We start from the raw sequence: 23,063 nt of genomic DNA, 5'->3' as shown, positions 1-23,063 counted from the left end.
GTCATGCCTGAAGAAGGTGCAGGCCGTTTCTGGCAAAAGGCGCGGAAATCGGATGTTACCTTTGCCGCGAGCGTAAGCCTGGCCGGCTGGTTTAGGCTCGCAGCGCGGATCTTTCTCCCTGATCCGCAGTCTTTGGTTTATCGGGAAAACAAGGAGATGCGCATGCTCGTTCGGTCACTGACCCTCGCCACTCTGCTCGCAATTGCCGGGCCGTCGTTCGCAGCCGACAGTGATGCACCGCTGGCCAAGGAAGTGGGGAAGGCCAGGCCCCTCGTGGTGATCGCACCCAGCAGCGCCGACCCGACCTTGCGCGGGCTGGAGGAGGCGCTGAAAGACCCGGCCACCCAGGCCGGTTTCAAGGAGCGCAACCTGGTGCTGTACAGCGTGGCGAAGATGGTCGGCAAGCGTGAGGACAAGAGCCTCGAGCAGCAGACCACCATGGCCTTGATCCGCGAACTCAAGCTCGGCGCGAGCAAGGGCACCAAGGTGATCCTGGTGGGCAAGGACGGCGAACGCCATGTGCTCAAGGATGACGATAGCGGTGACAAGATCGACCCGCAGGTGATCTTCAAGGCCGTCGACGAACTGCCCGCCAGCGAAAAGGCCATGACCGCCGCCGAACCGGTGGCGGCACCGGTCGCCGAGCCCAAGGCCAAGGAAAGCAAGCCAACCAAGCCGGCCAAGCCTGCTGCGCCGCCCAAGCCGTTGGACGATTGATCGCCGCCGATGCGCCTGTATCGCAATGTATCCAGGCGCATCGATGATGCAGTGCCACACAAAACCCGGGCCTGCGCGATACATCGTCGATACACCGTCGCGGCCTAATGGCTCCACTTTCCAACCACAGTGGAGCAACACCATGAAAAACCCACGGAACACGCTGGGCCTGCTGGGCGCCGCGCTGATCGGCAGCATGGCGATTGGCAGCAACGCATTCGCCGTCGAGCCTTTGTCGCAAGGCTATCAACTGGCCTCGGCCAAGGCCGCTGGTGAGGGCAAGTGTGGCGAGGGCAAGTGCGGTGGCGGCGCCAAGGCCACCCAGGCCGAAGGCAAATGCGGCGAGGGCAAGTGTGGCGACGCTTCGTTCGCCCGCACCGACAGCAACCACGACGGCAAGGTGTCACGCGAGGAGTTTCTCGCGGTAGCCAAGGATCGTGCGGCCGACTTCGACAAAATCGACAGCAACCACGATGGCTTCATCTCCGAGCAGGAGGCCTACGACCATCTCAAGGCCATCTACCAGGCCAACGGCAAGCCGATGCCCAAGGACCTGTTCAGTCACCTGGTCGACCCGACCTGATCCTGACCGATGAACCCCTACGACGCCCCGCCTGGAGTCCAGGTGGGGCGTCGTGCTTGCTGGAGCCTTTGTGATGAATACGACATCCTTGTTTACCGGCCTGGGTCTGCGCCGGGGGTTGATGGCGCAGCTGCTGGCCATGGAGGCCGGCGCCGTCGACTTTCTCGAGTGCGCGCCGGAGAACTGGATTGGCGTCGGTGGCGCCTACGGCCAGGGGCTGGCCTGCCTGGCCGAGCGTTTTCCGCTGGCGTGCCATGGCTTGTCGCTGTCGCTGGGTGGCAGCGCGCCTCTGGATATCGGGCTGCTGGAGCAGACGCGACAGTTCCTCGATCGCCACCAGGTGTGCCTGTACAGTGAACACCTCAGCTACTGCAGCGACGATGGCCACCTCTACGACCTGATGCCGATCCCCTTCACCGAAGAGGCGGTGCATCACGTGGTCGCCAGGATCCGCCAAGCCCAGGACCATTTGCAGCGGCGCATCGCCGTGGAAAACATCAGCTACTACGCCGCGCCCTACCAGGCGATGAGCGAACTGGCGTTCATCCGGGCGGTACTCGACGAAGCCGATTGCGACCTGCTGCTGGACGTCAACAATGTCTTCGTAAATGCCTGCAACCACGGTTACGACGCCGAAGCGTTTCTCCAGGGGCTGCCATTGGGGCGGGTCACTGGGATGCACGTCGCAGGGCATTACGACGAAGCGCCGGATCTGAAGGTCGACACCCACGGTGCCCCAGTGCGCGACGATGTCTGGCGCTTGTTCGCCATCGCCTGCGAGCGCTTTGGCGCGCAGCCGACGGTGCTGGAGCGTGATTTCAATTATCCGCCGCTGGCCGAATTGCTCGAGGAGACGGCGCGGATTCGTGCCGTGCAGCAGGCGGTGGGAGGGCTCCGTCATGGCTGAACGGTTGCACGATCAGCAATTCACCCTGGCCCGCCATTTGCGCGACCCGGACCGGCACGCCCCGCCACCTGGCATCGAAGCGCGGCGCTTGAAGGTCTACCGCGAGCTGTTCTTCGGCAATATCGAAGGGTTGCTGGCCGGCAGTTTCCCGGTGATGCGCGACACATTGGGCCAGCAGCGTTGGCAGGCACGGGTGCACGATTTCTATGCCAACTACCGCAGCCAGACGCCACTGTTCAGCGAAGTTGCCGGGGCCTTTGTCGATTACCTGCAAGCGGTCGAGCTCGATGAGCCCTGGCAGCTTGAGCTGGCCCATTATGAGTGGGTCGAGGCGCAGTTGTACCTGAGCGATGCCGAAGATCCCCTGCATCAGCCAGAGGGGGACCTGCTCGAAGGCGAGCCGTTGTTGTCGTGCACCGCGAGGGTGTTGGCCTATCAGTGGCCGGTCGAGTGCATTGGCCCGGGTTTCCAGGCGGCGACTCCACCTGAGGTGCCGACGTTGCTGTTGGTGTATCGCGATGCCGACTTCAAGGTGCGCTTCGCCCGCCTGACGCCGCTGGCTTATCGGTTACTGGCGCAGGTTCGTGGTACTGGCCGCGAGCGTTTGCTCGCGCTTGGCGCGGAGATTGGACCTGGTTTGGCGTTGCTGGAAAGCCTGCGGGCGCAGGGCGTGGTCATTGGTACGGGGTTGGATGCGTAGGAGACCGCCATGCCATTGATGGCGCCTACCAGATCGAGCGCCGCCCGCGCGGCGCTTCGCGGGTAAACCCGCTCCTACATCTATTGCAACGTGCCATGCCTGACAGGCCATGGTTGCCAGCCGTGTGATTCGCCAGGGGATTTCACTGGCATGACTGGTCCGAAACGAACTGTAGGAGCGGGTTTACCCGCGAAGCGCCGCGCGGGCGGCGCTCGATTTACGCGTGCACACCAAACTCCAGTCGGACACTAGGCAGCCACCCGCCTTCTAAGCCAATGATCAAGACTCAGCCGCCCCGCGCCCTTGAGCAGCAACGGCAGCAACGCAACCAGGTAGATCAGCGGCAGCTTGTAGTTCCCAAACCCCTGGTCGCTGATCGAATACCCCCGGGCCAGTTCGCCCAGGCTCGACCAATGTGCCGGCCAGTGCACCGCAGCGATCGCCACCACGGTCACTACCATCAACCCGGCCGCAGCCAGGCGCGTGCCCAGGCCCAGCAACAGCAGTAACGGCAACAGCAGCTCGGCCCACATCGACAGTTGCCAGTTCAGCTCCACTGGCAGTGCATCGAACGGGAAGGGGAAGTTACCCTGGATGTCGGTGAACCAGTTGCTGCCGTTGAACTTTTCCCAGCCGGATTCGAAAAACTCCCAGGCCAGGAACAGCCGCAGCGGTAAGTCGGCGCTCCAGGTGCCGAGACGGTCGACGTTGTTCAGGGTGCGGGTCAATGCTTGCATTTCCAGTGTCTCCTTTCAGCACAGTGGGGTGCTGGCGACGCGGCGGCGTTGGGCCAGCTTGGCGGTGAGCTTGAATGCGATGGCGGCGAACAGCTTCCAGCCGGAGGGCAGGGTGAGGGGGGCATCGTGAAGTCTCCCGGTTGTGGTGGTGTGACCGGGAGTGTGCTGGGGTGGGGTATCTGCAGTGTGTCGGCGGCGGGCGGGTTGTGTATCGGTTTGTAGACGTATCCCAGGTAGTGCCTCGAAGCGCAGGGCTATGGCAACTCGATCTGTGCGCACAGCCCACCGGTGGCACGGTTGCTCAGGGTCAGGCGACCGCCCAGGGCCTGGGTCAGCTGTTGGGCGATGGCCAGGCCCAGCCCGGTACCGCCAGTGCTGCGATTGCGCGAACTCTCCACCCGGTAGAACGGCTTGACCACGTCGGCCAGCTCGGCGCCCGGAATGCCAGGGCCTTGGTCGAGCACGCGGATCACCGTGCGGCCCTGTTCCGTGGCCACCTCCAGTTGCGCGGAACCGGCGAACTTCAATGCGTTGTCCAGCAGGTTCACCAGCACCCGGCGCAGGGCGTGCGGGCGTGTTTCCAGCAAGCTCGCGCTGCTGCCCTGGCGCTCGACCCGCGCACCGCTGTCCTGATAGTCGAACACCAGGCTGTCGAGAAACGCGTCGAGGTCTATGCGACACGGCGCCTCGGTGTTGATGTCCATGCTGCGGGCATAGGCCACGCCTTCGTGCACCAGATGCTCCATGGCATCAAGGTCGTGACACAGCTTGTCTTTCTCCGCTCCGTCGTCCATGACTTCGACACGCAGTTTCATGCGCGTGATCGGGGTTTGCAGGTCATGGGAGATCGCCGCCAGCAGCTGCATGCGCTCCTTGAGGTATGCGGCGATGCGCGCCTGCAAGGCGTTGAAGGCGAGCGCCGCGTAGCGCACCTCGCGCGGGCCGCTTTCATCCAGCTGCAGCCCTGGCTTGTCCGGGTCGAGGTCATCGACGGCCTGGGCCAGGCGGGTCAGCGGGCGGATCGCCAGGCGCACCGCCAACCAGGTGCACAACAACAGCACGGCAAGCTGGATCAGCAGCACCAGGGGCAGCCAGCGTGCCGTCGGTACTGGGCTCGGGGTCACGTCGATGGTCAGCGGAGCACCGTCGGCCAGGCGCAGGTGCGCCTGGAAATGCGCATTGGGGCCGGGAATCTCCTGGAACGTCAGGCGGTAATCGCTGCCGATGGCCTTGACGATGGACTCGGCGGCCATGGGCGGATCGCCGCTGGGCATGGCGTCGCCTGGCAGGCCATCGTCCAGGCGGTAGCGATAGGTGCGGCGTTCCAGGCGCGGCAGCCAGGCGGCACGCTCGGCGGCCGGCAGGCGGTCGAGGATGGCCACCGAGGTGGACACGTCCAGCTCCAGGTTGCTGAGCATCATCGAGCGGCTGCTGACATAGCGCTCGTACGCCTGCAGGCTGAACGACAGGCCGTAGGCCAGCACCAGGCCGGTGAAGAAGATCAGTGCCAGGCGCGAGGCCAGGGTAGAAGGCCACTTCATGACGGCGACTCGAGCAACTGCACGGGCAGGGAAAAGACGTAGCCCTCGCTGCGAACCGTCTTGATGCAGGCCGGTTCGCGGGCATCGTCACCCAGGCGCTGGCGCAGGCGGCTGACCAGCAAGTCGATGGAGCGGTCGAAGATATCCGCCTCGCGGCCTTGGGTCAGGTTGAGCAGCTGTTCGCGGCTGAGCACCCGTTGCGGGTGGTCGAGGAACACCCGCAGCAAACGGTACTCGGCCCCGCTGAGTGCCACCAGGGTGCCTTCGCTGTCGAGCAGGTGACGGGCGGTGGTATCCAGGCGCCACTGGCCGAAACCGAGCAGGCGGCTGCTTTCACTGATGGTCAGGTTGGGCGGCAGCATGCGCGTGCGGCGCAACACGGCATTGATGCGCGCCAGCAACTCACGGGCCGAGAAGGGTTTGGTCAGGTAGTCGTCGGCGCCCATTTCCAGGCCGATGATGCGGTCGGTCTCGTCGTTGCGCGCGGTCAGCATCAGCACGGGCGTGTTGCGGTGCTTGCCGGCGCGCAACTCGCGGCACAGCACCAGGCCGTCGTCGCCGGGCATCATGATGTCGAGGACGATCAGGTCGACGCTGTTGGCTTCGAGGAAGGCGCGCATCTGCCGGCCGTCGGCGACGATGCTGGTGCGCAAGCCGTTCTTCTTCAGGTAGTTGCCGACCAGCTCGCGGATTTCGCGGTCGTCGTCGACGATCAGGATGTGATCGACGTGATCCATGCGTTGCCTTCCTGTATGGGTGGGTTGGGCGCAGTGTACCGAGCGTTCGCGCCCGTGCCTGCGTGGCTTTGTATTGCAGTGTATCTGGCTCGCGTACAGATACAGGAGGAAGCACATCACAGGGCTTGAAGACACATGGGCGATACCTGCCGGGCGTGAAATGGCTCTCGACCGGGGAGCGAACCTCCCCACACCCCAACGATGCACAGGAGAGATGCCATGAACTTCAAGACCCTTGCCAGCGCCAGCCTGCTTGCCGTGATGAGCATTGCTGCCGTTACCGCCCAGGCCGCCAGCGCCCCCTCGCCGCAGGCCGCAGCGATGCAGTACCGCTATGGCGACAAGCTGGATGTGCAGAAGGTGCTGTCGGTCCAGGACGAGCAAAGCAATGCCTGCGGCCTGGTCAACACGCGCATGGACTACCTCGACTCCAAGGGCCATGCGCAGAGCATCGAGTACCGCACCTACGCCACCGGTGGTTGCCATGAGAGCTGAGCGCCGGAGGTTGCTCACTGCGGGTGGCGTGGCCTTGGCACTGTTGGGCCTGGGCCTGGCCAGTCAGCTGATGGCGCGTGACAGCTACGGCGCCATGCCATCGCTCGCGGGGGCCAGCGGCTGGCTCAACTCGCCGCCGCTGGACGCTGCGCAACTCAAGGGCAAGGTCGTGCTGGTGGACTTCTGGACGTGGGACTGCATCAACTGCCAGCGCAGCCTGCCGCACGTCAATGACTGGGCGCGTCGTTATGCCGACCAGGGCTTGGTGGTGGTAGGCGTGCACACGCCGGAGTACGACTATGAGCATGATGTCGGCACCTTGAAGGGCAAGGTGGCGAGCCTGGGGATCGATTATCCGGTGGCGGTGGATAACGATCACCGGGTGTGGAACGCCTGGGGCAATCAGTTCTGGCCGGCTCATTACTTCGTCGATCGACAGGGGCAGGTGCGCCATGTGCATTTCGGTGAAGGCGACTACGACGGGCAGGAAAAAGTGATCGAGGCCTTGCTCGATGAGCACGGTTGATGAGCAGGGGGGCACCCTCGGCACGCGGTATCTCTGCGGACCGGGGGTGACGTCGATTCAGCCGAGGCTGGCGAAATGTGCCTGCATGCGCTGGGCATCCGCAGGGCGGCCGCTGAACAGCTCGAACGCCTTCACCGCCTGGAACACCGCCATGCTGCTGCCATCCAGGGTCCGGCAGCCCAAGGCTCTGGCAGCGCGCAGCAATTCGGTCTCGAGCGGGAAGTAGATGATCTCGGCGACCCACAACCGTGCATGCAGCAGTTCGATCGGCAACGGCGTGCCGGGCAGCTTGGCCATGCCGACCGGGGTGGTATTGACCAGGCCATCGGCCTCTGCCAGGGAGCTGGCCAGGTCGCTGCCGAGCGCCGCGCGGCCCGCGCCGAAATGTGCGTTGAGGTTGTCGACCAAGGCCTGTGCCCGAGCGACGTCGACCTCGAACAGCACCAGCCGCTCGACGCCTTCGCTGAGCAGGGCATGCGCCACCGCAGCACCCGCGCCGCCGGCGCCCATCTGCACCACCTGGCGCCGCGTCGCGTCGGCCAGGCCGCGTCGCAGGCCTTCGGCGAAGCCTAGGCAATCGGTGTTGTGGCCGACTCGTTTGCCCTCCTTGAACACCACGGTGTTCACTGCGCCAATGCCACGCGCTTCATCCGAGAGTTCGTCGAGCAGTGGCAGGATCGCCTGCTTGAATGGGTAGGTGATGTTGAGCCCAGTGAAACCGGTGTGCTGCGCGGCGTCGAGCAAGCGCGGCAGGGCACTGTCGTCGACGCCCAGCTGGTCGGCATCGATCAGCCGGTACAGATAGCGCAGGGCCTGGGCATCGCCTTCGTACTCATGCAGGGCAGGGGTGCGTGACAGCTGAATGCCGCGGCCGATGAGGCCGGCGAGAATGGCAGGGTGGTTCATGCGGCCTGCTCCTTGAGCAGTTCGGCGAAGTAGCTCAGGGCCATGCGGTAGCCCTGGCTACCCAGGCCGCAGATCACTCCCACGGCGATGCCGGACACGAACGATACGTGGCGGAAGGGCTCGCGCTTGTGCACGTTGGACAGATGCACTTCGATCACTGGCAGCTCGCTGGCGACCAGGGCGTCGCGGATGGCCACCGAGGTGTGGGTCCACGCGCCAGGGTTGATCAGGATGCCTGCGCAGCGGCCACGTGCGGCGTGGATCCAGTCGATCAGCTCGCCTTCGTGGTTGGTCTGGCGGAACTCGATTTCCAGGCCGTGGGCCCTGGCACTGTCAGCGCAGCGCTGGCCCAGGTCGGCGAGGGTTTCGTGGCCGTACTGGGCGGGTTCACGGGTACCCAGCATGTTGAGATTGGGGCCGTTGAGGACAAGGATAAGGGGCTTCATGGCAAACAGCGCCTTTGTTGTTGTTGGATGCGCTTATCTTTGTACTATCTGGTTAGTTTCGTCAATTAGGCAAAAGACCGCCCCCTGGAAAGTGGGCGATTATCGGATATCTATGGTTGGCCTACGCGCCAGGGCGCGTAGTCGAGCTCGCTGTAGCCCTCGGCAAAACCCTGCTGATCCACCGAGAAGTACGGCAGGTCACTGAGATTCAAGGCCATGCACCGGTTACTCAGGCGGGCCTGAAAATCGCCATCGAGGCGGAACTCCGCGGCCCGCAGCGGATGGGGGTGAAGTTGCACCAGACAACCATCGACCTGGCCTTCGGCGTTCGCCCGCCAATACACCGAAGCCGTGCCGATGCTGCTGATCGGTTGATCGCGTAGCAGGTGTTTCCAGAAATAGTCCCTTCGCGCGTTGGCCTGTCGTCGAGGGGTACTGGTCGCTTGGGCCTCCGAGGGAAGCATCAGCATCAACGGGGCGATGACGTCGACGACATCCTCGGTACTCTGCGCATTGGCAGGTGCAAGCGGGTAGATGGCCTTGCGGCACTGTGTTTCGACCACGCTGGCGAGCGCTTGGAAATCACTGGGGGGCACGTCGCTGGGCATCTTGCTCTGGTACTTGGCCGGCGCCCTGGTGGCCTTGCATTCGAGGGGGGCGGAGCGGCGGTCGAGCACGACATGCAGCAAGACGGCGCCAATCTGCTCGCCAGTGTCGGCTTGCTGGATGCTGCGGTGCAAAGCCTCGATCATGCCGGCCCTGAAGGTTTGCTCGGCGGGTTCCATGGCGCGTGGCGGGGCTGCATGGCAGGCTGTCAGCGCTAGCAGAGCGACCGCCAGCCCTGCGTAATGTCGCGATTCGATCACGGGGTTTCCTCGGTATGCCTGTTGCCGGCGCTTCATGTGCCGGCAGGGCGCACAGTATCGAGGATGCGGATCTAGGACTGGGCCGCCATTACTGTAGGAAGCGGTAACAGAGATCGTGGGCCTTGAGCATGCTGCTCACGCCGCCCGTTCGAGCGCATCGAGCAAATCGACAAACTCCTGGGCCAGCTTGTGCCGCGGCGCCATGTGCACCAGCGGCACCGAGACCTGATGCGACTCGCGCATCTTGATCGAGCTGCTCAGGTATACCGGCAGCACTGGCAGGCCTTCGCCGCGCAGCTGATCTACCAGGGTCTGGTGCAGTGCGGTACGCCCAGCGAACTGATTGACCACCACGCCTTCGACCTGCAGGTTGGGGTTGTGGTCCTGGCGCAGTTCCTCGACCTCGGCCATGACGCTGAGCAATGCCTGGCGCGAGAAGCTGTCGCAGTCGAACGGGATCAGCAGGCGCTCGGCGGCGACCAGGGCGCTGAAGGTGTAGAAGTTGAGCGCGGGCGGGGTGTCGATATAGATACGCTCGTAGTCCTCGCCCAGCTCCACCAGCAGCTTGCGCAGCTTGTTGATCTTGAACTTGCTTTCCAGCTTGCTCTGCAGGTCGCTGAGGTCGGGGCTGGCGGTGATCAGGTGAAGGTTGTCGTAGCGCGTTTCGGTGATGTGCGCACGGTGTTTCTTGCCCGCAGCGGTCACCGGCGACAGGGTCTGGCGGAAGAAGTCAGCGATGCCCGGGGGAATCTGGTCGTGGGTAAGGCCGGTGAGGTAGTAGGTGGCGTTGGCTTGCGGATCGAGATCCACCAGTAGCGTGCGGTAACCTTCGGCAGCGCTGGCCGCGGCAAGGTTACAAGCGATACTCGATTTTCCTACGCCACCTTTTTGATTGAATACGACACGACGCATGGGACTTCTTCCGTGAATGGGAAATGTCAGGTTGCAGGCAATCCTATGACCATAAGACGACAGTTTTATGACAAGGGTTGTTACAACTAGCATGGACCGCATACCAGACCCTGCCTGTAGGAGCGGGCTTGCCCCGCGAACACGGGCATAGCCCGTGCCATGCGCCGCGTGAGGGCCTAGCTGCCGCCGTCACCGCCCGTTGCGCCGGATCCAGTCCCGGTCCCTGTTCCTGTTCCGGTGCCATTACCATTGCCCATGCCATTGTCATTGCTGGGACCATTGCCGACACCGCCCGGCCCCATGTTTCCATTGCCGGTGGAAGGACCCTGGGTAGTGCCATCGCCTCCGGTATTATCGGTGCCATTGCGGTCGGTGCTGTTGCCGCTACCGGTCGCATCCCCAGGCGTCCCCGAGCCGGTGGCACCGCCCGTGCCCCCGTTCATGGTGCCCGTGCCCATGCCGTGGCTGCCATTGCCAGGGTCGTTCATGTCGGTCGCTGCCAGTACCATCGGCGCACTGCTGCCCAGGCACAAGGCCAACAGCAGAGCGTGAGAGGTCATCCGCTTCATGGTGAATGTCCTTTATGGGTGATTACCTGCGTTCGGCAAAGGGCAAGCGGGGGCGGTGCGATGGCGGCGACGGACGGGCAGGTTTTCTCACCCGGCCAGGCATTGCCGGTAGAACGCCAGGGTTGTCCAGTGGTTCCACCGTTGGCGTGGACTCAGGAACCGGCTTTCTCCAGCGCCGTCAGCTCGTCCTCGACCTGCTGCATGCGTTGTTCGGCCAGTGCCTGCACCTTGGCATCGCTGGCCGTTTCACGCATCAGCGTGGTCAGTTTTTCGCTCAGCCGCTTGCCTTCGTCGGTGTCTTCCAGGGCCTGGGCCTTGGCCGGGTCCTGGGTGGCTTCGACGATGGTGGCGAACTCGGCATCGCTGAAGTTCTTTTCGCTGTAGAGCTTGAACAGGTCCTGGCGTTGGTCCTCGACGGTGAGGTGCTTGCGCAGCACAGCCTCGATCTGCTGCTGGTCGAGCTGCGGGTGGGTGCGGGTCAGCAGGGCGGCCATGCGCCCGATGTTGTGCTCGTAGGCATCCTGCAACGGCAGCTTGGCCAGGATCTGTTCCTCGCGGGTGGGTTTCTGGTCGCAGGCGGCGAGGGCAGTGAACATCAGCAGGGGCAGCAGCAACTTCGGCAAGCGGGGCATGGGATGGCCTGGGCAGGGAGTGAATGGGGCGATTATACCGATTTGCACCGGCGCATTGCCTGGGGTAGAACGGGGTCGACTCAACTGTATGCGTGCTGCCATGCCTGACTGGATCATCCAAGTACCCACCCGCGAGGCCACGGCCGAGACCGTCGCGTTCGTCGACACGGCGCGGCGCGAGCTGTTTCCGCTGCTGGCCGATAGCCCATTGCCCAGGGACTTGGCGCATTTTGCCGACACCTACCTCGATGGCGCTGGCCATTTTCTCGTGGCCCGCGACCAGGGCCGGTTGATCGCGGCAATCGGCTACCTGCCGTACGACCATCGTTTCGCCCAGCTGGATTATCACGGTCAGCGGGTGGTCGAAGTGGTGCGCCTGTTCGTGATGCCTGCCTATCGCCGCCATGGCCTGGCCGCTGCACTGTTCGAGGCGCTCAGGCTGCACGCCAGCGCCGCTGGCGTCGAATGCCTGTACCTGCACACTCATCCGTTCCTGCCCGGGGCGATCCGCTTCTGGGAGCAGCAGGGCTTCAGGGTTGTCGATGTCGAGGCGGATCCGGTCTGGCAGACCACGCACATGGAAAGGCGACTCGCATCGGAAAATTCCGAACATCCCGTGGCGTCTTGATCAACGCGTTTATTTCGCTCCCGCTCCGGTTGCCTTACCGTCCTGGGTACATTTACCAATCAGGGGGTTCTGCCGATGGCGCACATTGCCTTGTACAAGCTCAAGTTGCTGGACGAGTTCGAAGGCCGGCACGATGACTGGACCTACGTCGACTTCGAGCGGCGGCTTGCAGAGGTGCGGCCCACGGCACAGGGGCAGGATGCCAAGGCGATCATCGTCACGGCGCACAAGGATGGCGCCTGGCCGTTGGCGGTGAAGCGCTTCTTGCTGACCTCTCATCAGGTGCAGGGTGGGTTGAGCAGAGAACTGAGCGAGGTATTCGGCGAGGTGGTGGTGGGGATGAATCCGCTCGAGAGAAGCGCGTGGGGGGTCGGGCAGCGGTGAGGCTGCCGGCCTCACAGACCGCCTGAAATCGGCCACTCCACCGCTAGCCGAATCTGGTTGCCGTCGAGCTCGGCCTGGGCGGTGTTGCCCCGGTGCACGTTGTGCCGCAGGGAAAACGCCGTGCCCTTGGCCTTGCCGCTCTGCACCACGTAGCGCGCCTCCAGGTCACGTTCCCAATGCTTGCCGCCTTTACCGTAGCCCAGGTAGGCATAGCCACCGTTGGGGTCTACATGCGTGCCGTCGATATCGAAGCCGCGCACATACAGCGCCGTGAGGTTCAACCCCGGTACCCCGAACGGGCCCATGTCGAGGTCGTAGCGCGCTTGCCAGGACTTCTCGTTAGGGGCGTTGAAGTCGGACATCTGCACCGCGTTGCCGATGAAGATAGCCCCGCGGGTGACGTAGTCGAACGGTGTGTTGCCATCGACCTGCTGCCAGCCGAGGCTGAACCCATGCGGGCCCTGGGCATAGCGCGAGACCAGGCTCCAGGTGGTGTTGTCGATCTGCCCGGAGAACGCCTTGCCGGTATCGGTGGTGCGGTACAGGTTGAGGTCCAGGCTCAGGCTGCGGCGCTCATCGAGCGCATGGGTCAAGGTGCTGCCCAGGTAGTGCTGGTTCCAGTTGTCCTCGTAACGTGAGGTGTACAGGCTGGCGCTCAGCTCGGCAGCGGGGTTCCAGACGACCCCGGCGAGGTCGAAGCTGTTGCCTTGGCGGCCATCGGAGTAGTTGACCACGAAGCCCTGGTCGTGGCTCGAAGCATTGCGGTCGGTGCTTTCGTTGAAGTGGCCGGCCACCAGTTTGAGCGTGTCGAATTCGTTGCTGGTGAGGAAGAAACCGGTGGCCGTTTCCGGCAAGAGGCGGCTGTCCGACGAGCTGAACACCGGTGTCTTGACCCGCTGCTCGCCATACGACAGCACGGTATTCGACAGGCGCAGCTTGAGCGCTGCGCCGCCACGGCCGTATTCGCTCTTCGGGTGCCCGTCGTTGTCCAGCCCGAGCAGCCGGGCCTTGCCGGCACGGCCGCCCCCACTGTCGAGTTGCACGCCGAGGTAGGCATGGGCATCGACGCCGACCCCGATCAGGCCCTGGGTGAAGCCGGAGCTGAACGTGCCCATCAGGCCGTAGGCCCACTCCTCGGCCAGGCCGTTGCGCTGGTCTCGGGGTTTGTAGGCGTTACGCGCGCCGCTGTTGCGGGCGCCGTGCTTGTAGTCGCGCTGGTCGTACACGCTGCGGTTCAACAGGCTCCAGGTACTGTCCTCGACCAGGCCGTTGCTCAGGCTTTGCGCCGAGTCCGCCTGGGCCTGGGCCACGCTGCCCAGCAAGGGGAGCGCCAGCCACCAGCGGCTCATTGCCCAGCCTCCAGTTGGCCCATCTGGCTGGCCAGGCGCACCCTGGCACGCTCAGGCAGATTGCCTGGCAGTTGTACTGCGGCGCCGTCGCCCACCTGGATCAGCATCACCATGCCCATGGCCAGGTGCGGGATGCACTGGATGCCGTACAGCCCGGGTACCGCGAAGGTGTGTTCGAAAGGCTGGTTGAGCTTGCTCTTGAACGCCTCGGCGCCTTCGGGCAACAGCCCTGGCAGGCTGGCGGCGTTGTGCCCGCTCATGGTCGGCAGGAAGCGTACCGTGTCGCCCGGGGCGATGCGCAGGTGGTCTGGCTCGTACACCATGGCGCCTGCCTCGCCGCGATTGAGCATCTTCACTTCATACACCTGGGCCAGCGCGGCAGGGGCGAGAAGGGCGCTGGCAAGCAGCAGGGCGACAGGGCGCAACATGGTGGCAATTTCCTGTTTCAAGGGGCGCGAAAACGCAGGATGCGCGCGCCGTCAAAGGGGTCGGTGAGGTAGTGGGCGTGGACGCCGAAGGTGCTCAGCAGGCGCTCGGGGGTGAGCACGTCCAGCGGCTTGCCGAGGGCCACCAGGCGGCCCTGGTCGAGCACCGCGAGGCGGTCGCAGGTCAGGGCCTGGTTGAGGTCGTGCAGGGCCACCAGGGTGGTCACCGGCAACGCCTGCACCTGGCGCAGCAGGCCCAGTTGGTGCTGGATGTCGAGGTGGTTGGTGGGTTCGTCCAGCAGTAGCACCTGGGGGCGTTGGGCCAGGGCGCGGGCGATGTGCACACGCTGGCGTTCGCCACCGGACAACGAGCCCCAGAGGCGTGCGCGCAGGTGCAGTGCATCGGCATCGACCAGCGCCTGTTCGACGATGGCGCGGTCTTCCTTGGCGAACGGTGCCAGCGCCGACAGCCACGGCGTGCGGCCAAGGGCAACCGCGTCGTACACGCTGATGGCGTCGAGGGTGTCGGCCTGCTGTTCGACCAGGGCCAGGGCCTGGGCGATGCGGCGCCTGGGCAGGCCGGCGAGCGGCTCGCCGAGCAACTGCACGCTGCCATGGGTGGGGGTGCGCAAGCCGGCGAGCAGCTTGAGCAGCGACGACTTGCCCGAACCGTTGGGGCCGACGATCCCCAGGGTTTCGCCGCGCACCACGCTCAGGTCGATGTCGCGCAGCACCGCCTGGCCGCCCAGCTTGAGGCCAAGCTGGGCGCAGGCCAGGGGGGCAATGGCGAGCGAGGGCATGAGGGTCATGACTGCCTCCGTCGGCTGACCAGGATCAGGGCGAACACCGGCGCGCCGATCAACGCAGTGACCACGCCCACCGGGATCACCTGGCCAGGGATCAGTGTGCGCGACAGCACGTCGGCGGCAATCAGGAACAATGCGCCGCCCAGCGCGCTGGCTGGCAGCAGGCGGCTGTGGCCGGGCCCTAGCAACAGGCGCAAGGCGTGGGGGATGACCAGGCCGACGAAGCCGATGGCGCCGACGATCGACACCATCACTGCGGTGACCAGCGCGGCGCAGCTGATCAGCAGCAATTGCGTGCGGCGCACGGGAATGCCGAGCGAGGCGGCCGAGTCTGTGCCGAAGGTGAAGGCATCCAGGGCCCGACGGTGCCACAGGCAAACCAGCAAGCCGCCCAGCGCCACCGGCAATGCCAGCCACACCGATGGCCAGCGCACCCCACTGAGGTTGCCCAGCAGCCAGAACAAGATGCCCCGCGCTTGCTCGGCGGTGGCCGATTTGGTGATCAGGAACGCGGTCAAGGCGTTGAACAGTTGCGAGCCGGCAATGCCGGCGAGGATCACCTGGGCGTTGTTGCTGCTCGGGCCAGCGGCGCGTGCCAGCACCAGGACCAGGGCGAACGCCGCCAGCGCGCCGATGAAGGCGCCACCGGACAAACTCAGGGCCACGCTGCCCCAGCCCAGCAGGCCGACCAGCACCGCGCCGGTCGAGGCGCCTGCCGACAGGCCCAGCAGGTATGGCTCGGCCAAGGGGTTGCGCAGCAGCGCCTGGAGGATCACCCCGCAGGTGGCCAGGCCGGCGCCGCAGGCCGCCGCGACCAGGGTGCGAGTCAGGCGATAGTTCCAGACGATGCCGGCATCGATCGGGTCGACCGGGTAGCCGGCCTGCCACAGATGGTTGGCCAACACCTGGTACACGACGTCGGGCGGCAGGTTGCTCTCGCCGATCGCGGTGCCGGCCAGCAAGGCTGCGAGCAGCGCCAGCAAGGCCAGGGCGCAGGTGTACAGCGGGCGAGCCATCACTGCGCCGCTTTACCGCTGGCGAAGGCCGCGGAGAGGGTCTGCAGGCCGCGGAACAGGCGAATGCCCGCCTGCATGGCATCGGCGTCGAGGATGATGATGCGGTTGTTCTTCACCGCGTCCATGTTGCGCGTCACGGGGTCGCTGTGGAGGAATTCGAGCTTCTTCTGGTAGTCGTCGGCGGGGAAGCGGCGGCGGTCCATGCGGGCGATGATCAGCCAGGTCGGGTTGGCCTTGGCCAAGGTCTCCCAGCCCACGGTCGGCCACTCCTCGGTCGACTCGACCACGTTGCGCACGCCCAGGGTGCGCAGCATGAAGTCGGCTACGCCCTGGCGGCCGGCGACGTAGGGGTCGATGTCGAGGTCGGCGCTGGAGAACCAGAACAGCGCCGAGGTATGGCTCAGGTCCTTGCCGGCCAGCTGTTGGCGGGCGCTGGCCAGGCGGCCCTGCAGGTCGGCGTTGAGTGCCGCGCCGCGGTCCTGCACATCGAAGATCTCGGCCAGCTGGCTGATGCTTTTGTAGATGCTGTCGACCTGGAACGCCTGCAGGCGAGTGCCATCGGCGCCGACCAGGTTGTCCTTGCCTTCGCAATCCGAGGGCAGCAGGTAGGTGGGGATCTTCAGCTCGTCGAACTGCTCGCGGGTGCCGACCACGCCCTGGGCGCCGACCATCCATTCGAACTGCACGGCCACCAGCTGTGGGCGCTTGCCGACCACGGCCTCGAAGCTCGGGTCGTTGTCGGCCAGGCGCTCGACCTTGTCGTTGAGGGCCTTGTATTCGGGCAGCACGTTGTTGAACCACAGCGAGGTGCCGACCAGCTTGTCGCCCAGCCCCAGGGCATAGAGCATCTCGGTGCCGGCCTGGCCGATGGTGACCACGTGCTGGGGCGCCTGGGTGAAGGTCTGCGTGGTGGTGCAGTTGTGCACGCTCAGCGGGTACTGGGTGGCGGCGGCCAGGGCCGGGCCGACGAAGCCCAGGCCGGCCAGGCCGAGGCCCGCGAGCAGGGTGGCGAAACGGGGCTGCATGCTGGTCGATCTCCTATCGGACAGTTCACGGAGGAACCCACGGACAGGCATCGCCAGCGCCCGCGCTATGGCGAACGGCACCGGTACGGATGGCCATCCCGGACACCCCGCCGGTTGGTGAATGTGGGCCGGCAGGTCTCCTGACTGGTGCGTCATGGCCCGGCTCCAGCCTTCCCGGATCAACAGATCCAGTGGCATCGATGGAGCAGGCTCGGCACCTACAGTTGCGGGGGCAGTTCCAGTTGGCCCGCGTGAGCGAGCCGGGGATTCCCTATTAATTCCGTGGTGGAAACCGGCGGGCCGCATGGTAGACCATCCGGCCGCCCGGTGAAACGCATTTTCAGAAGTACTTGAGCCAACGGATGTCGCGGCGGCGTGCCTTCAGCCGGGCGAAGCTGCGCACTGGCAGGTACAGCGCCGCTGCCAGCAGCACGCAAGCCAGCCACACCGAAGCGATGCCGTCGAAGCCGAAGTAGTCGCCGTGATTCAGGCCGAACAGCGACACGCAAGCGAGGTACAGCACCTTGAGCACGTACAGGTGCAGCAGATAGAAGAACATCGGTGCGGCGCCGAATACCGCCAGCATGCTCACCCAGCGCGCGGCGCCGGCCCGTTCGCAGGCGCGCAGCAGCAACAGGCCGCAGCCCAGGGTCAGGGCCACGAACAACAGTGATGGGGGGTACTTGGTGATATTGAAGAAACTCATCATGGTCTGGGTAACGTCGGGATAGATGCGCCATGGCGCCTCGCCGTAGCCGTTGGCTAGGCGCAGCACGACGAAGCCGAGCAGGGCGGCGACCCCCGCCACCAGCAAACGGCGCTGGCGCTTGTCGGCCAGGCTGCCACGGGCGAACCAGGGCCCCAGCCCGTAGCCCAGGGCGATCACGCCGATCCAAGGCAGCACAGGGTAGGAAGTGCGCAGGCGCATCGCCTCGGAAACCTCGAGCCAGCCTCGGTCATGCAGGATCGCCCATGGTACGTGCAGGGCCGATTCCGCACCGAAGTGCACGCCATCGAGCAGGTTGTGCCCGGCGATGATCAGCGCGCCGATCGCCAGCAGCGCGGGGCGTGGCAGCCAGACCAGCAGCGACAGGGCGATCATGCTGATGCCGATGGCCCAGATCACCTGCAGGTAGATCACGCTGGGCGGCAGTTGGAAGGTCCAAGCGAAGTTGACCAGGGTGAACTCCAGCACCACCAGGAACAGCCCGCGCTTGAACAGGAACGCCGAGACGTCGCTGCGGCCCTGGTATTTTTCGCCGTACAGCCATGCCGACAGCCCGGTCAGCAGGACGAATACCGGCGCGCACAGGTGGGCCAGGGTGCGGCTGAAGAACAGCGAAGGATCGGTGGCGTCGATGGTCATCGGGTCGCTGACCTGGCGATGCAGGAAGAACGTTTCGCGGACATGGTCCAGCAACATGAACAGGATGACCAGGCCGCGCAGGGCATCGATGCTCTGCAGGCGCTGAGTGAGCAGGGTGGGCGTGGCTGAGGCGCTTGTCATGTGAAGAGGTCGCAGGCAGGAATGGATGTCAAATGAAACGTTATCTTATAACTATTATTGGGCGGTGTGGTAGCCCAATCTTTGCTGGGCACCCATTGCAAAATGCGAGTGGAATCACAATGTTCTACGTTTTTGGTGATTTTTTTTCGAACTTTCTCGCAGGCGGCGGTCTCGAAGCGCTGATTCGTCAATCGTATTTCTGTCATGGAGACTGCACGTAATGTCCGCTCGCAATCTGCTGCGCCAAACCTGCCTGTTCGCTTTGCTCGGTAGCCCCCTGCTGGCCACCGCTGCGCCCAGTACCGACCCGCTGTTCAGCGTCGGCTTGCTTGGCGCGTACGACAAGTTCAAGTTCGAAGGGGGCAGTGAGTCTGAAAAGGACCACATGGGCGAGGGCGGTGTGTTCGCCACGTTCGGTAACAAGCTGACCGCCGAATCCGGCTTCATCTACCAGGTGGGTGCCGAAGCCAAGTACGGCAAGAAGAACGACAACAAGCTCAAGGAAGCCCAGGCCGACCTCGACCTGGGCTGGCGCGCGGCGCTGGATGCGCGCAACTTCGTCGACGTGATCGTTGGCGGTGGTTACAGCTGGTCGCGTTTCGAGCCGGAGATCAACGACCTGGACACCAAGCTCACCTACAAGTCGCCGTTCGCCAAGGCCGCGCTGGGCTACAACCACCAGTTCGATGCATCGACTCTGCGCGTGGAAGTCGGGGCGCGCCGCAGCATCGATGGCCGTGCGCGGCTCAAGGTGGATGATTTCGGCAGCGACAGCGTGGACATGAAGGACCGTACCAATCCGTACGCCGAGGTCACCTTGCTGATGAACCAGCAGGGCGACCTGCCGGTGCAGGCCGGGGTGTACTACACCCGGACCGAGTACAAGCTGGATGAAGACTCGGAAGCGGCCGACAACACCAAGCTCAAGCGTGATGAGTTCGGCTTCAAGGTAGGTTTGGCGTTCTGAGCCTCTTAGGCTGACAGGCCCGGCCCCTTCGCCGCTCGCGAAGAGGCCGGCGCTTCGATCAGCGCCCGCGCCGGCGCGACACCCGCGCTTCGATGTTCTTGCGCCCGATCAGCAGTGGCGGCTTCTCCACCACTGGCTCATCCGCCAGCCACTTGTACATCACCAGGCAGTCCACCAGCCCCAGCCGGGCATGGCGAAACGCCTTGGGCAAGCGCCCGACGGTCTCGAAGCCGAGCTTGTGCCACAGCGCCACGGCCACTTCGTTGCTGGCCACCACCGAATTGAATTGCAAGGCCAGGAAGCCCTCCTGGCGCGCCTGCTTCTGCGAGTGCTCGCACATCAGCCGAGCCACGCCGCGCCCACGGGCCGCTTCGCAGACCACGTAGCCGCAATTGCCGACATGAGCACCGGGGCCGGCGGCGTTGGCCTTGAGGTAATAGGCACCCAACAGTTCGCCCTGGTGTTCGGCCACCCAGCCGTGCAGTGGCAGCTCCAACCATAGACGGCGCGCCTGTTCGATCGTCATGTCCGGGTCGAGCGCGTAGGTTTCACGGGCCTGGAGCACGGCTTGGAAGGTCGGCCAGAAGCGCTCGAAGTCGTCTGGTGTCATGGGGCGCAGAAGGGTCATGGCGTTACCTGAAGTGGCTGGGCCGCCAAGTCTGGGGGGGTAGGCGCCGCCGCGCAAGGGCAGCGACGCCAATCGGCTCAGCCGTCGGCCTTGCCCAGCGCGTCGAGGGCACGGGCCGAGTACACCAGTGCGGCCCCAGCATTCATCGCCACGGCCACGCCGAGGGCCTCGGCGATTTCCTCGCGGGTGGCGCCGTGCTTGACCGCCTGCTGCGAATGCACGGCGATGCAGCCGTCGCAGCGGGTCGTCACCGCCACGGCCAGGGAGATCAGTTCGCGGGTCTTGGCGTCCAGATGGTTGGTCTTGGCGCCGGCGCCGCTGGCAGTCATGTAGCCAGCGACGGTATCGGGGGACAACTGCTTGAGATCGCCGATGCCGGCCATCAACTGCTTACGGTAGGCGTCCCAGTCCATCATGCTCATCGTCTTCACCTTGTGCGGTTGGGGAGGGTGAGCTTTCAGGCTAGACGATGAAGGGCGGCAGGGCCGCCCGGGCAGGCATCAGATGTAGATGAAGAACAGCAGCAGGGCGGCGACGACGGCCCACTTTTCCAGGTAGTAGCGGGTGCGGTTGCGCTTTTTCAGGGCCTTGCCGCGTTCGCGGATCTTGTAGATGCGGGTGAACAGGCGGTTGATGCCGCCGGTCTTGTCGTTGGCATCGTTGGGGGCGGCCGCCGCGGCCATCACGTTGCGGCTGAACCAGCGGTTGAAGGCGGTGGCCCAGCGGTACTTGAGCGGGCGCTCGACGTCGCAGAACAGGATGATACGGTTGTGCTCGGTGGTGTTGGCGGCGTAGTGGATGTACGTCTCGTCGAAGATCACCGCTTCGCCGTCACGCCAGGAATATTTCTCACCGTCGACGTCGATGTAGCAGCCGTCGTCGTTCGGTGTGTCCAGGCCCAGGTGGTAGCGGTAGGAACCGGCATAAGGGTCGCGGTGACGGACCAGCTTGGCGCCGGGTGGCAGGGTGGCGAACATCGCCGCCTTGACCGTGCCGATGCCTTGCAGCAGCTCGGTGGTGCGTGGGCACAGGTTCATCGCCGAAGGGTGGCTCTCGCCGTACCACTTCAGGTAGAAGCGCTTCCAGCCGGTCTTGAAGAACGAGTTGAAACCGACGTCGTCATAGTTGTCGGACTTCTTGATTTCGCCCACGTGCAGCAACTGCTGGGCTTCCTCGCGAATTTCCTGCCAATGGTCCTTGAGCGGCTGCAGCTCGGGAAAGGCCTCGACCGGCAGGTAGGGCTTGGCCGGGTGGCGGGAGAACAGGTAGAGAAAACTGTTGATCGGGGCGAGGAAGCTGGAGTGGTCGCCCAGCTGGCGGGTCAGCTTGTGGCGAACCCGACCGCGCAGGTGAACATAGGCGATCGAGAAGAGGAAGATCAGGACGAGTGCGATTTTCATGGGCGAATACGTATCGATTAATGGCCATGGGTGATGGCTAAGCCCGCCAGCATAAACAATCGAACCGAAGCTTTATAGAGGAATGTTGTGCAAGGAGGGCAGACCTTGGTACGAGAGGCAGGCTCTGCGCCAAGGTCTGCGTGACTTGACGGCGTGTTATGCCTGTGTGGCATCGATCCTGAGATTGGCGATTTTGTGTTCCACGCCTTGGTAAGTGAAGACCAGTTCTTCGGCGTCGAGCGTCAATTTTTTGGCCTGCGCATCCCAGTGAGCCTTGACCTCGCCGAACGCGTCGTAGAGACCATTATCGATGATGAAGAACACCCGCGCAGAATGCTGACCGACATTCACCCAGACTCCCTGTTTTGCAGATGCGCCTTCCTGCACCGCTCTGAGCCGGATGACGCCGTCCGAAGATTCAATGAAGTGGATGGACCTTGCATCGAGGTGGCCTAGGGCTGGGTTTATGATCGGGTCGAGTGTGGCCTTGGCAAAGCCTTTGCCGGTGGCGGCAGCGGCAGCCAAGGATATGTCCAGCGTCCCGCTCATCACCTGCACGTCGCCCTGGGTCGCTTCGACATCGAAGTTGAAGGTGGCGCTGAGTGTCCTGGTACGGTTATCCCAATGAGTAATGGTGATTTCGCCTTGAGTGGCATAGCCAGAGCGACCAATGCGGGTCGAGCCCAAGTAGGCCGATATTTCTGCACCTTCACCGTTGCCGATGATCAATACCTTGCCTGGCGCCAGGTCTTTTTCGGGAAACTGAAGCGTGATTTGGGTGAACGTTTCCTGCTGGGAGTTGGGGTGCCGCGTTGCCTGGTAGCCTTGGACCCACAGCCTGCCGAAATGCTCACCACTCACGACGTCTTCCGTGGTGAACGGAAGCGTTTGGCCGCTGAAGTTCAGCGACGCATGCATGGCATTGTTTGCTTTTGGGGCGTTCTCATGCTGGTTCATGGTCGATTCCATTGCCATTTGAAGGGAAGTCCAGGGTAGATATACCGTCGTCAGGCCGGTACTAGCAGAATTATCAGGAGCGACACGGCGCTGACGCCGGCAGTTCGTGAACGTGTCTCAGGAGTGAATTAATGACGTTGTTACCTCGTAATCCCGGGCGACCTTTCAAACGGCTGTTCTTCGCCTTGCCGGTCAATGACGCCCAGCGTCGTGCCTTGGCCCAGTGGCGGAGCGGCCTGGCCCTGCGCAGTGGTAAGCCAGTACCGGCGGACAACTTTCATGTCACGCTGTTATTTCTTGGCGATGTGGATGCCGTGCAGGTGCCAGCAATCTGCGCAGCGGTCGACCAGTTGCCAGTGCCAGTCGCGATGCCGAGGCTGTTGCTCGACCGGTTGCACGTGTGGCAGCGTGCCAGCGCCTTGGTGCTGGAGGCCCAACAGACGCCGTTTGACTTGTTGCAACTGGTGTACGGCTTGCAGCAGGCGATGCTGCCGTTGGGGCTGCAGGCGCCCAGCCGCGAATACCGCCCGCACCTGACGCTGGCCAGGGACTACCGCAACTGCCCGCCAGAGGCCACCAGTGCGCCGGAGTTCTATCTCGCCCCCGAGCATTTCACGCTGTACGAGTCCCGCAAGGGTGCTTACTGGCCATTGGCCCAGTGGCCGCTTCGCAAATGACTCAAGGCCGCTGTTTGAAC

The 23,063-nt window shown here is 64.3% G+C and carries 29 protein-coding genes and 1 riboswitch; of the genes, 10 read left to right on the top strand and 19 right to left on the bottom strand.

From position 1 onward, the window contains the following. Window positions 1–162 precede the first annotated feature (162 nt). The 4 genes from IAE37_RS01655 to IAE37_RS01640 all read left to right on the top strand — a co-directional run bounded on the left by IAE37_RS01655 (window position 163) and on the right by IAE37_RS01640 (window position 2,907). Window positions 163–717 carry a DUF4174 domain-containing protein gene (locus tag IAE37_RS01655; RefSeq protein ID WP_201167846.1) on the top strand — a complete coding sequence of 185 codons (555 nt, stop codon included), beginning with the start codon at window positions 163–165 and terminating at the stop codon, window positions 715–717. Between the two features lie 142 nt (window positions 718–859). Continuing rightward, entirely contained in the window at window positions 860–1,300 is a 441-nt protein-coding gene (locus IAE37_RS01650; protein ID WP_201167843.1) for an HvfA family oxazolone/thioamide-modified RiPP metallophore, read from the top strand. Window positions 1,301–1,373: 73 nt separating this feature from the next. Continuing rightward, complete coding sequence (locus tag IAE37_RS01645; protein ID WP_201167840.1) at window positions 1,374–2,207, top strand: HvfB family MNIO-type RiPP peptide maturase; 834 nt, start codon at window positions 1,374–1,376, stop codon at window positions 2,205–2,207. Further along, window positions 2,200–2,907, top strand: a complete 708-nt coding sequence (locus tag IAE37_RS01640; protein ID WP_201167837.1) for an HvfC family RiPP maturation protein — start codon at window positions 2,200–2,202, stop codon at window positions 2,905–2,907. The genes IAE37_RS01645 and IAE37_RS01640 overlap by 8 nt, the downstream gene beginning before the upstream one ends. A 248-nt stretch (window positions 2,908–3,155) precedes the next feature. On the opposite strand, the gene IAE37_RS01635 is transcribed toward IAE37_RS01640, so the two are convergent. The 3 genes from IAE37_RS01635 to IAE37_RS01625 all read right to left on the bottom strand — a co-directional run bounded on the left by IAE37_RS01635 (window position 3,156) and on the right by IAE37_RS01625 (window position 5,922). Next, window positions 3,156–3,644 carry an HvfX family Cu-binding RiPP maturation protein gene (locus IAE37_RS01635; protein ID WP_201167821.1) on the bottom strand — a complete coding sequence of 163 codons (489 nt, stop codon included), beginning with the start codon at window positions 3,642–3,644 and terminating at the stop codon, window positions 3,156–3,158. Between the two features lie 254 nt (window positions 3,645–3,898). After that, complete coding sequence (locus IAE37_RS01630; RefSeq protein WP_201167818.1) at window positions 3,899–5,185, bottom strand: sensor histidine kinase; 1,287 nt, start codon at window positions 5,183–5,185, stop codon at window positions 3,899–3,901. After that, a complete protein-coding gene (locus IAE37_RS01625; RefSeq protein WP_201167815.1) occupies window positions 5,182–5,922 on the bottom strand; it encodes a response regulator in 741 nt (246 codons plus the stop codon). The genes IAE37_RS01630 and IAE37_RS01625 overlap by 4 nt, the downstream gene beginning before the upstream one ends. 219 nt (window positions 5,923–6,141) lie before the next feature. Between IAE37_RS01625 and IAE37_RS01620 the strand changes: the two genes are divergently transcribed. Beyond that, complete coding sequence (locus IAE37_RS01620) at window positions 6,142–6,417, top strand: DUF2790 domain-containing protein (RefSeq protein ID WP_201167802.1); 276 nt, start codon at window positions 6,142–6,144, stop codon at window positions 6,415–6,417. Continuing rightward, window positions 6,407–6,943 (top strand): thioredoxin family protein, encoded by a 537-nt coding sequence (locus IAE37_RS01615; protein WP_201167800.1) that lies wholly within the window; start codon window positions 6,407–6,409, stop codon window positions 6,941–6,943. Before IAE37_RS01620 ends, IAE37_RS01615 begins: the two co-directional genes overlap by 11 nt. 57 nt (window positions 6,944–7,000) lie before the next feature. On the opposite strand, the gene IAE37_RS01610 is transcribed toward IAE37_RS01615, so the two are convergent. The 6 genes from IAE37_RS01610 to IAE37_RS01585 form a co-directional block, all read right to left on the bottom strand. Continuing rightward, window positions 7,001–7,849: a shikimate dehydrogenase gene (locus IAE37_RS01610; RefSeq protein ID WP_201167798.1), complete on the bottom strand. Its 849-nt coding sequence runs from the start codon at window positions 7,847–7,849 to the stop codon at window positions 7,001–7,003. Beyond that, a complete protein-coding gene (gene aroQ / locus IAE37_RS01605; RefSeq protein WP_201167796.1) occupies window positions 7,846–8,295 on the bottom strand; it encodes a type II 3-dehydroquinate dehydratase in 450 nt (149 codons plus the stop codon). The genes IAE37_RS01610 and aroQ overlap by 4 nt, the downstream gene beginning before the upstream one ends. A 110-nt stretch (window positions 8,296–8,405) precedes the next feature. After that, complete coding sequence (locus IAE37_RS01600) at window positions 8,406–9,161, bottom strand: hypothetical protein (protein WP_328822673.1); 756 nt, start codon at window positions 9,159–9,161, stop codon at window positions 8,406–8,408. A gap of 135 nt (window positions 9,162–9,296) precedes the next feature. Beyond that, on the bottom strand, window positions 9,297–10,073 hold the full coding sequence (locus IAE37_RS01595) for a ParA family protein (RefSeq protein WP_201167791.1): 777 nt from the start codon (window positions 10,071–10,073) through the stop codon (window positions 9,297–9,299). A 176-nt stretch (window positions 10,074–10,249) separates the two neighbouring features. Then, window positions 10,250–10,633 carry a hypothetical protein gene (locus IAE37_RS01590; protein WP_236409720.1) on the bottom strand — a complete coding sequence of 128 codons (384 nt, stop codon included), beginning with the start codon at window positions 10,631–10,633 and terminating at the stop codon, window positions 10,250–10,252. Window positions 10,634–10,794: 161 nt separating this feature from the next. Beyond that, window positions 10,795–11,274, bottom strand: coding sequence for a hypothetical protein (locus IAE37_RS01585; protein WP_201167787.1), 480 nt, complete (start codon window positions 11,272–11,274; stop codon window positions 10,795–10,797). 100 nt (window positions 11,275–11,374) lie between these two features. On the opposite strand from IAE37_RS01585, the gene IAE37_RS01580 reads away from it, so the two are divergent. Together IAE37_RS01580 and IAE37_RS01575 are read left to right on the top strand one after the other, a co-directional pair. Beyond that, a complete protein-coding gene (locus tag IAE37_RS01580) occupies window positions 11,375–11,902 on the top strand; it encodes a GNAT family N-acetyltransferase (RefSeq protein WP_201167786.1) in 528 nt (175 codons plus the stop codon). A gap of 75 nt (window positions 11,903–11,977) precedes the next feature. After that, the gene (locus tag IAE37_RS01575) at window positions 11,978–12,286 is read left to right on the top strand and encodes a hypothetical protein (RefSeq protein ID WP_201167785.1); all 309 of its coding nucleotides are present in this window, start codon (window positions 11,978–11,980) and stop codon (window positions 12,284–12,286) included. 11 nt (window positions 12,287–12,297) lie between these two features. Here the strand turns inward: IAE37_RS01575 and IAE37_RS01570 are convergent, their stop codons facing one another. From IAE37_RS01570 to IAE37_RS01545, 6 genes are all read right to left on the bottom strand, one after another. Continuing rightward, window positions 12,298–13,635 (bottom strand): OprD family porin, encoded by a 1,338-nt coding sequence (locus IAE37_RS01570; RefSeq protein WP_201167783.1) that lies wholly within the window; start codon window positions 13,633–13,635, stop codon window positions 12,298–12,300. Beyond that, entirely contained in the window at window positions 13,632–14,063 is a 432-nt protein-coding gene (locus IAE37_RS01565) for a pseudoazurin (RefSeq protein ID WP_201167782.1), read from the bottom strand. The genes IAE37_RS01570 and IAE37_RS01565 overlap by 4 nt, the downstream gene beginning before the upstream one ends. 17 nt (window positions 14,064–14,080) lie before the next feature. Continuing rightward, window positions 14,081–14,869: an ABC transporter ATP-binding protein gene (locus IAE37_RS01560; RefSeq protein ID WP_201167779.1), complete on the bottom strand. Its 789-nt coding sequence runs from the start codon at window positions 14,867–14,869 to the stop codon at window positions 14,081–14,083. Continuing rightward, a complete protein-coding gene (locus tag IAE37_RS01555) occupies window positions 14,866–15,882 on the bottom strand; it encodes a FecCD family ABC transporter permease (RefSeq protein WP_201167776.1) in 1,017 nt (338 codons plus the stop codon). The genes IAE37_RS01560 and IAE37_RS01555 overlap by 4 nt, the downstream gene beginning before the upstream one ends. Further along, on the bottom strand, window positions 15,882–16,907 hold the full coding sequence (locus IAE37_RS01550; RefSeq protein WP_201167773.1) for an ABC transporter substrate-binding protein: 1,026 nt from the start codon (window positions 16,905–16,907) through the stop codon (window positions 15,882–15,884). The genes IAE37_RS01555 and IAE37_RS01550 overlap by 1 nt, the downstream gene beginning before the upstream one ends. 113 nt (window positions 16,908–17,020) lie before the next feature. Further along, window positions 17,021–17,219: riboswitch (cobalamin riboswitch) on the bottom strand. 28 nt (window positions 17,220–17,247) lie between these two features. Next, the gene (locus IAE37_RS01545; RefSeq protein ID WP_201167770.1) at window positions 17,248–18,414 is read right to left on the bottom strand and encodes a DUF1624 domain-containing protein; all 1,167 of its coding nucleotides are present in this window, start codon (window positions 18,412–18,414) and stop codon (window positions 17,248–17,250) included. Window positions 18,415–18,634: 220 nt separating this feature from the next. Between IAE37_RS01545 and IAE37_RS01540 the strand changes: the two genes are divergently transcribed. Then, window positions 18,635–19,381: an outer membrane beta-barrel protein gene (locus IAE37_RS01540; protein ID WP_201167767.1), complete on the top strand. Its 747-nt coding sequence runs from the start codon at window positions 18,635–18,637 to the stop codon at window positions 19,379–19,381. Window positions 19,382–19,439: 58 nt separating this feature from the next. Here IAE37_RS01540 and IAE37_RS01535 read toward each other — a convergent pair whose 3' ends face one another. The 4 genes from IAE37_RS01535 to IAE37_RS01520 all read right to left on the bottom strand — a co-directional run bounded on the left by IAE37_RS01535 (window position 19,440) and on the right by IAE37_RS01520 (window position 22,366). Then, window positions 19,440–20,009: a GNAT family N-acetyltransferase gene (locus tag IAE37_RS01535; RefSeq protein WP_201167764.1), complete on the bottom strand. Its 570-nt coding sequence runs from the start codon at window positions 20,007–20,009 to the stop codon at window positions 19,440–19,442. Between the two features lie 77 nt (window positions 20,010–20,086). Beyond that, window positions 20,087–20,431 carry a carboxymuconolactone decarboxylase family protein gene (locus tag IAE37_RS01530; protein WP_201167761.1) on the bottom strand — a complete coding sequence of 115 codons (345 nt, stop codon included), beginning with the start codon at window positions 20,429–20,431 and terminating at the stop codon, window positions 20,087–20,089. Between the two features lie 78 nt (window positions 20,432–20,509). Then, on the bottom strand, window positions 20,510–21,409 hold the full coding sequence (lpxO, locus tag IAE37_RS01525; RefSeq protein WP_201167758.1) for a lipid A hydroxylase LpxO: 900 nt from the start codon (window positions 21,407–21,409) through the stop codon (window positions 20,510–20,512). Between the two features lie 156 nt (window positions 21,410–21,565). After that, a complete protein-coding gene (locus IAE37_RS01520; protein ID WP_201167743.1) occupies window positions 21,566–22,366 on the bottom strand; it encodes a hypothetical protein in 801 nt (266 codons plus the stop codon). A gap of 131 nt (window positions 22,367–22,497) precedes the next feature. Between IAE37_RS01520 and thpR the strand changes: the two genes are divergently transcribed. Then, entirely contained in the window at window positions 22,498–23,043 is a 546-nt protein-coding gene (gene thpR / locus IAE37_RS01515; RefSeq protein WP_201167740.1) for an RNA 2',3'-cyclic phosphodiesterase, read from the top strand. Window positions 23,044–23,063: the final 20 nt, after the last annotated feature.

Source organism: Pseudomonas sp. S31 (assembly GCF_016648105.1).
GTDB lineage: Bacteria > Pseudomonadota > Gammaproteobacteria > Pseudomonadales > Pseudomonadaceae > Aquipseudomonas.
Note: the sequence above shows the minus strand (reverse complement) of the source record. Positions and strands in the feature narration are given on the sequence as shown.

Coding starts and splice junctions, on each gene's coding strand:
- IAE37_RS01655 (WP_201167846.1), top strand. CDS start 163: ATGCTCGTTCGGTCACTGACCCTCGCCACTCTGCTCGCAATTGCCGGG.
- IAE37_RS01650 (WP_201167843.1), top strand. CDS start 860: ATGAAAAACCCACGGAACACGCTGGGCCTGCTGGGCGCCGCGCTGATC.
- IAE37_RS01645 (WP_201167840.1), top strand. CDS start 1,374: ATGAATACGACATCCTTGTTTACCGGCCTGGGTCTGCGCCGGGGGTTG.
- IAE37_RS01640 (WP_201167837.1), top strand. CDS start 2,200: ATGGCTGAACGGTTGCACGATCAGCAATTCACCCTGGCCCGCCATTTG.
- IAE37_RS01635 (WP_201167821.1), bottom strand. CDS start 3,644: ATGCAAGCATTGACCCGCACCCTGAACAACGTCGACCGTCTCGGCACC.
- IAE37_RS01630 (WP_201167818.1), bottom strand. CDS start 5,185: ATGAAGTGGCCTTCTACCCTGGCCTCGCGCCTGGCACTGATCTTCTTC.
- IAE37_RS01625 (WP_201167815.1), bottom strand. CDS start 5,922: ATGGATCACGTCGATCACATCCTGATCGTCGACGACGACCGCGAAATC.
- IAE37_RS01620 (WP_201167802.1), top strand. CDS start 6,142: ATGAACTTCAAGACCCTTGCCAGCGCCAGCCTGCTTGCCGTGATGAGC.
- IAE37_RS01615 (WP_201167800.1), top strand. CDS start 6,407: ATGAGAGCTGAGCGCCGGAGGTTGCTCACTGCGGGTGGCGTGGCCTTG.
- IAE37_RS01610 (WP_201167798.1), bottom strand. CDS start 7,849: ATGAACCACCCTGCCATTCTCGCCGGCCTCATCGGCCGCGGCATTCAG.
- aroQ (WP_201167796.1), bottom strand. CDS start 8,295: ATGAAGCCCCTTATCCTTGTCCTCAACGGCCCCAATCTCAACATGCTG.
- IAE37_RS01595 (WP_201167791.1), bottom strand. CDS start 10,073: ATGCGTCGTGTCGTATTCAATCAAAAAGGTGGCGTAGGAAAATCGAGT.
- IAE37_RS01590 (WP_236409720.1), bottom strand. CDS start 10,633: ATGACCTCTCACGCTCTGCTGTTGGCCTTGTGCCTGGGCAGCAGTGCG.
- IAE37_RS01585 (WP_201167787.1), bottom strand. CDS start 11,274: ATGCCCCGCTTGCCGAAGTTGCTGCTGCCCCTGCTGATGTTCACTGCC.
- IAE37_RS01580 (WP_201167786.1), top strand. CDS start 11,375: ATGCCTGACTGGATCATCCAAGTACCCACCCGCGAGGCCACGGCCGAG.
- IAE37_RS01575 (WP_201167785.1), top strand. CDS start 11,978: ATGGCGCACATTGCCTTGTACAAGCTCAAGTTGCTGGACGAGTTCGAA.
- IAE37_RS01570 (WP_201167783.1), bottom strand. CDS start 13,635: ATGAGCCGCTGGTGGCTGGCGCTCCCCTTGCTGGGCAGCGTGGCCCAG.
- IAE37_RS01565 (WP_201167782.1), bottom strand. CDS start 14,063: ATGTTGCGCCCTGTCGCCCTGCTGCTTGCCAGCGCCCTTCTCGCCCCT.
- IAE37_RS01560 (WP_201167779.1), bottom strand. CDS start 14,869: ATGACCCTCATGCCCTCGCTCGCCATTGCCCCCCTGGCCTGCGCCCAG.
- IAE37_RS01555 (WP_201167776.1), bottom strand. CDS start 15,882: ATGGCTCGCCCGCTGTACACCTGCGCCCTGGCCTTGCTGGCGCTGCTC.
- IAE37_RS01550 (WP_201167773.1), bottom strand. CDS start 16,907: ATGCAGCCCCGTTTCGCCACCCTGCTCGCGGGCCTCGGCCTGGCCGGC.
- IAE37_RS01545 (WP_201167770.1), bottom strand. CDS start 18,414: ATGACAAGCGCCTCAGCCACGCCCACCCTGCTCACTCAGCGCCTGCAG.
- IAE37_RS01540 (WP_201167767.1), top strand. CDS start 18,635: ATGTCCGCTCGCAATCTGCTGCGCCAAACCTGCCTGTTCGCTTTGCTC.
- IAE37_RS01535 (WP_201167764.1), bottom strand. CDS start 20,009: ATGACCCTTCTGCGCCCCATGACACCAGACGACTTCGAGCGCTTCTGG.
- IAE37_RS01530 (WP_201167761.1), bottom strand. CDS start 20,431: ATGAGCATGATGGACTGGGACGCCTACCGTAAGCAGTTGATGGCCGGC.
- lpxO (WP_201167758.1), bottom strand. CDS start 21,409: ATGAAAATCGCACTCGTCCTGATCTTCCTCTTCTCGATCGCCTATGTT.
- IAE37_RS01520 (WP_201167743.1), bottom strand. CDS start 22,366: ATGAACCAGCATGAGAACGCCCCAAAAGCAAACAATGCCATGCATGCG.
- thpR (WP_201167740.1), top strand. CDS start 22,498: ATGACGTTGTTACCTCGTAATCCCGGGCGACCTTTCAAACGGCTGTTC.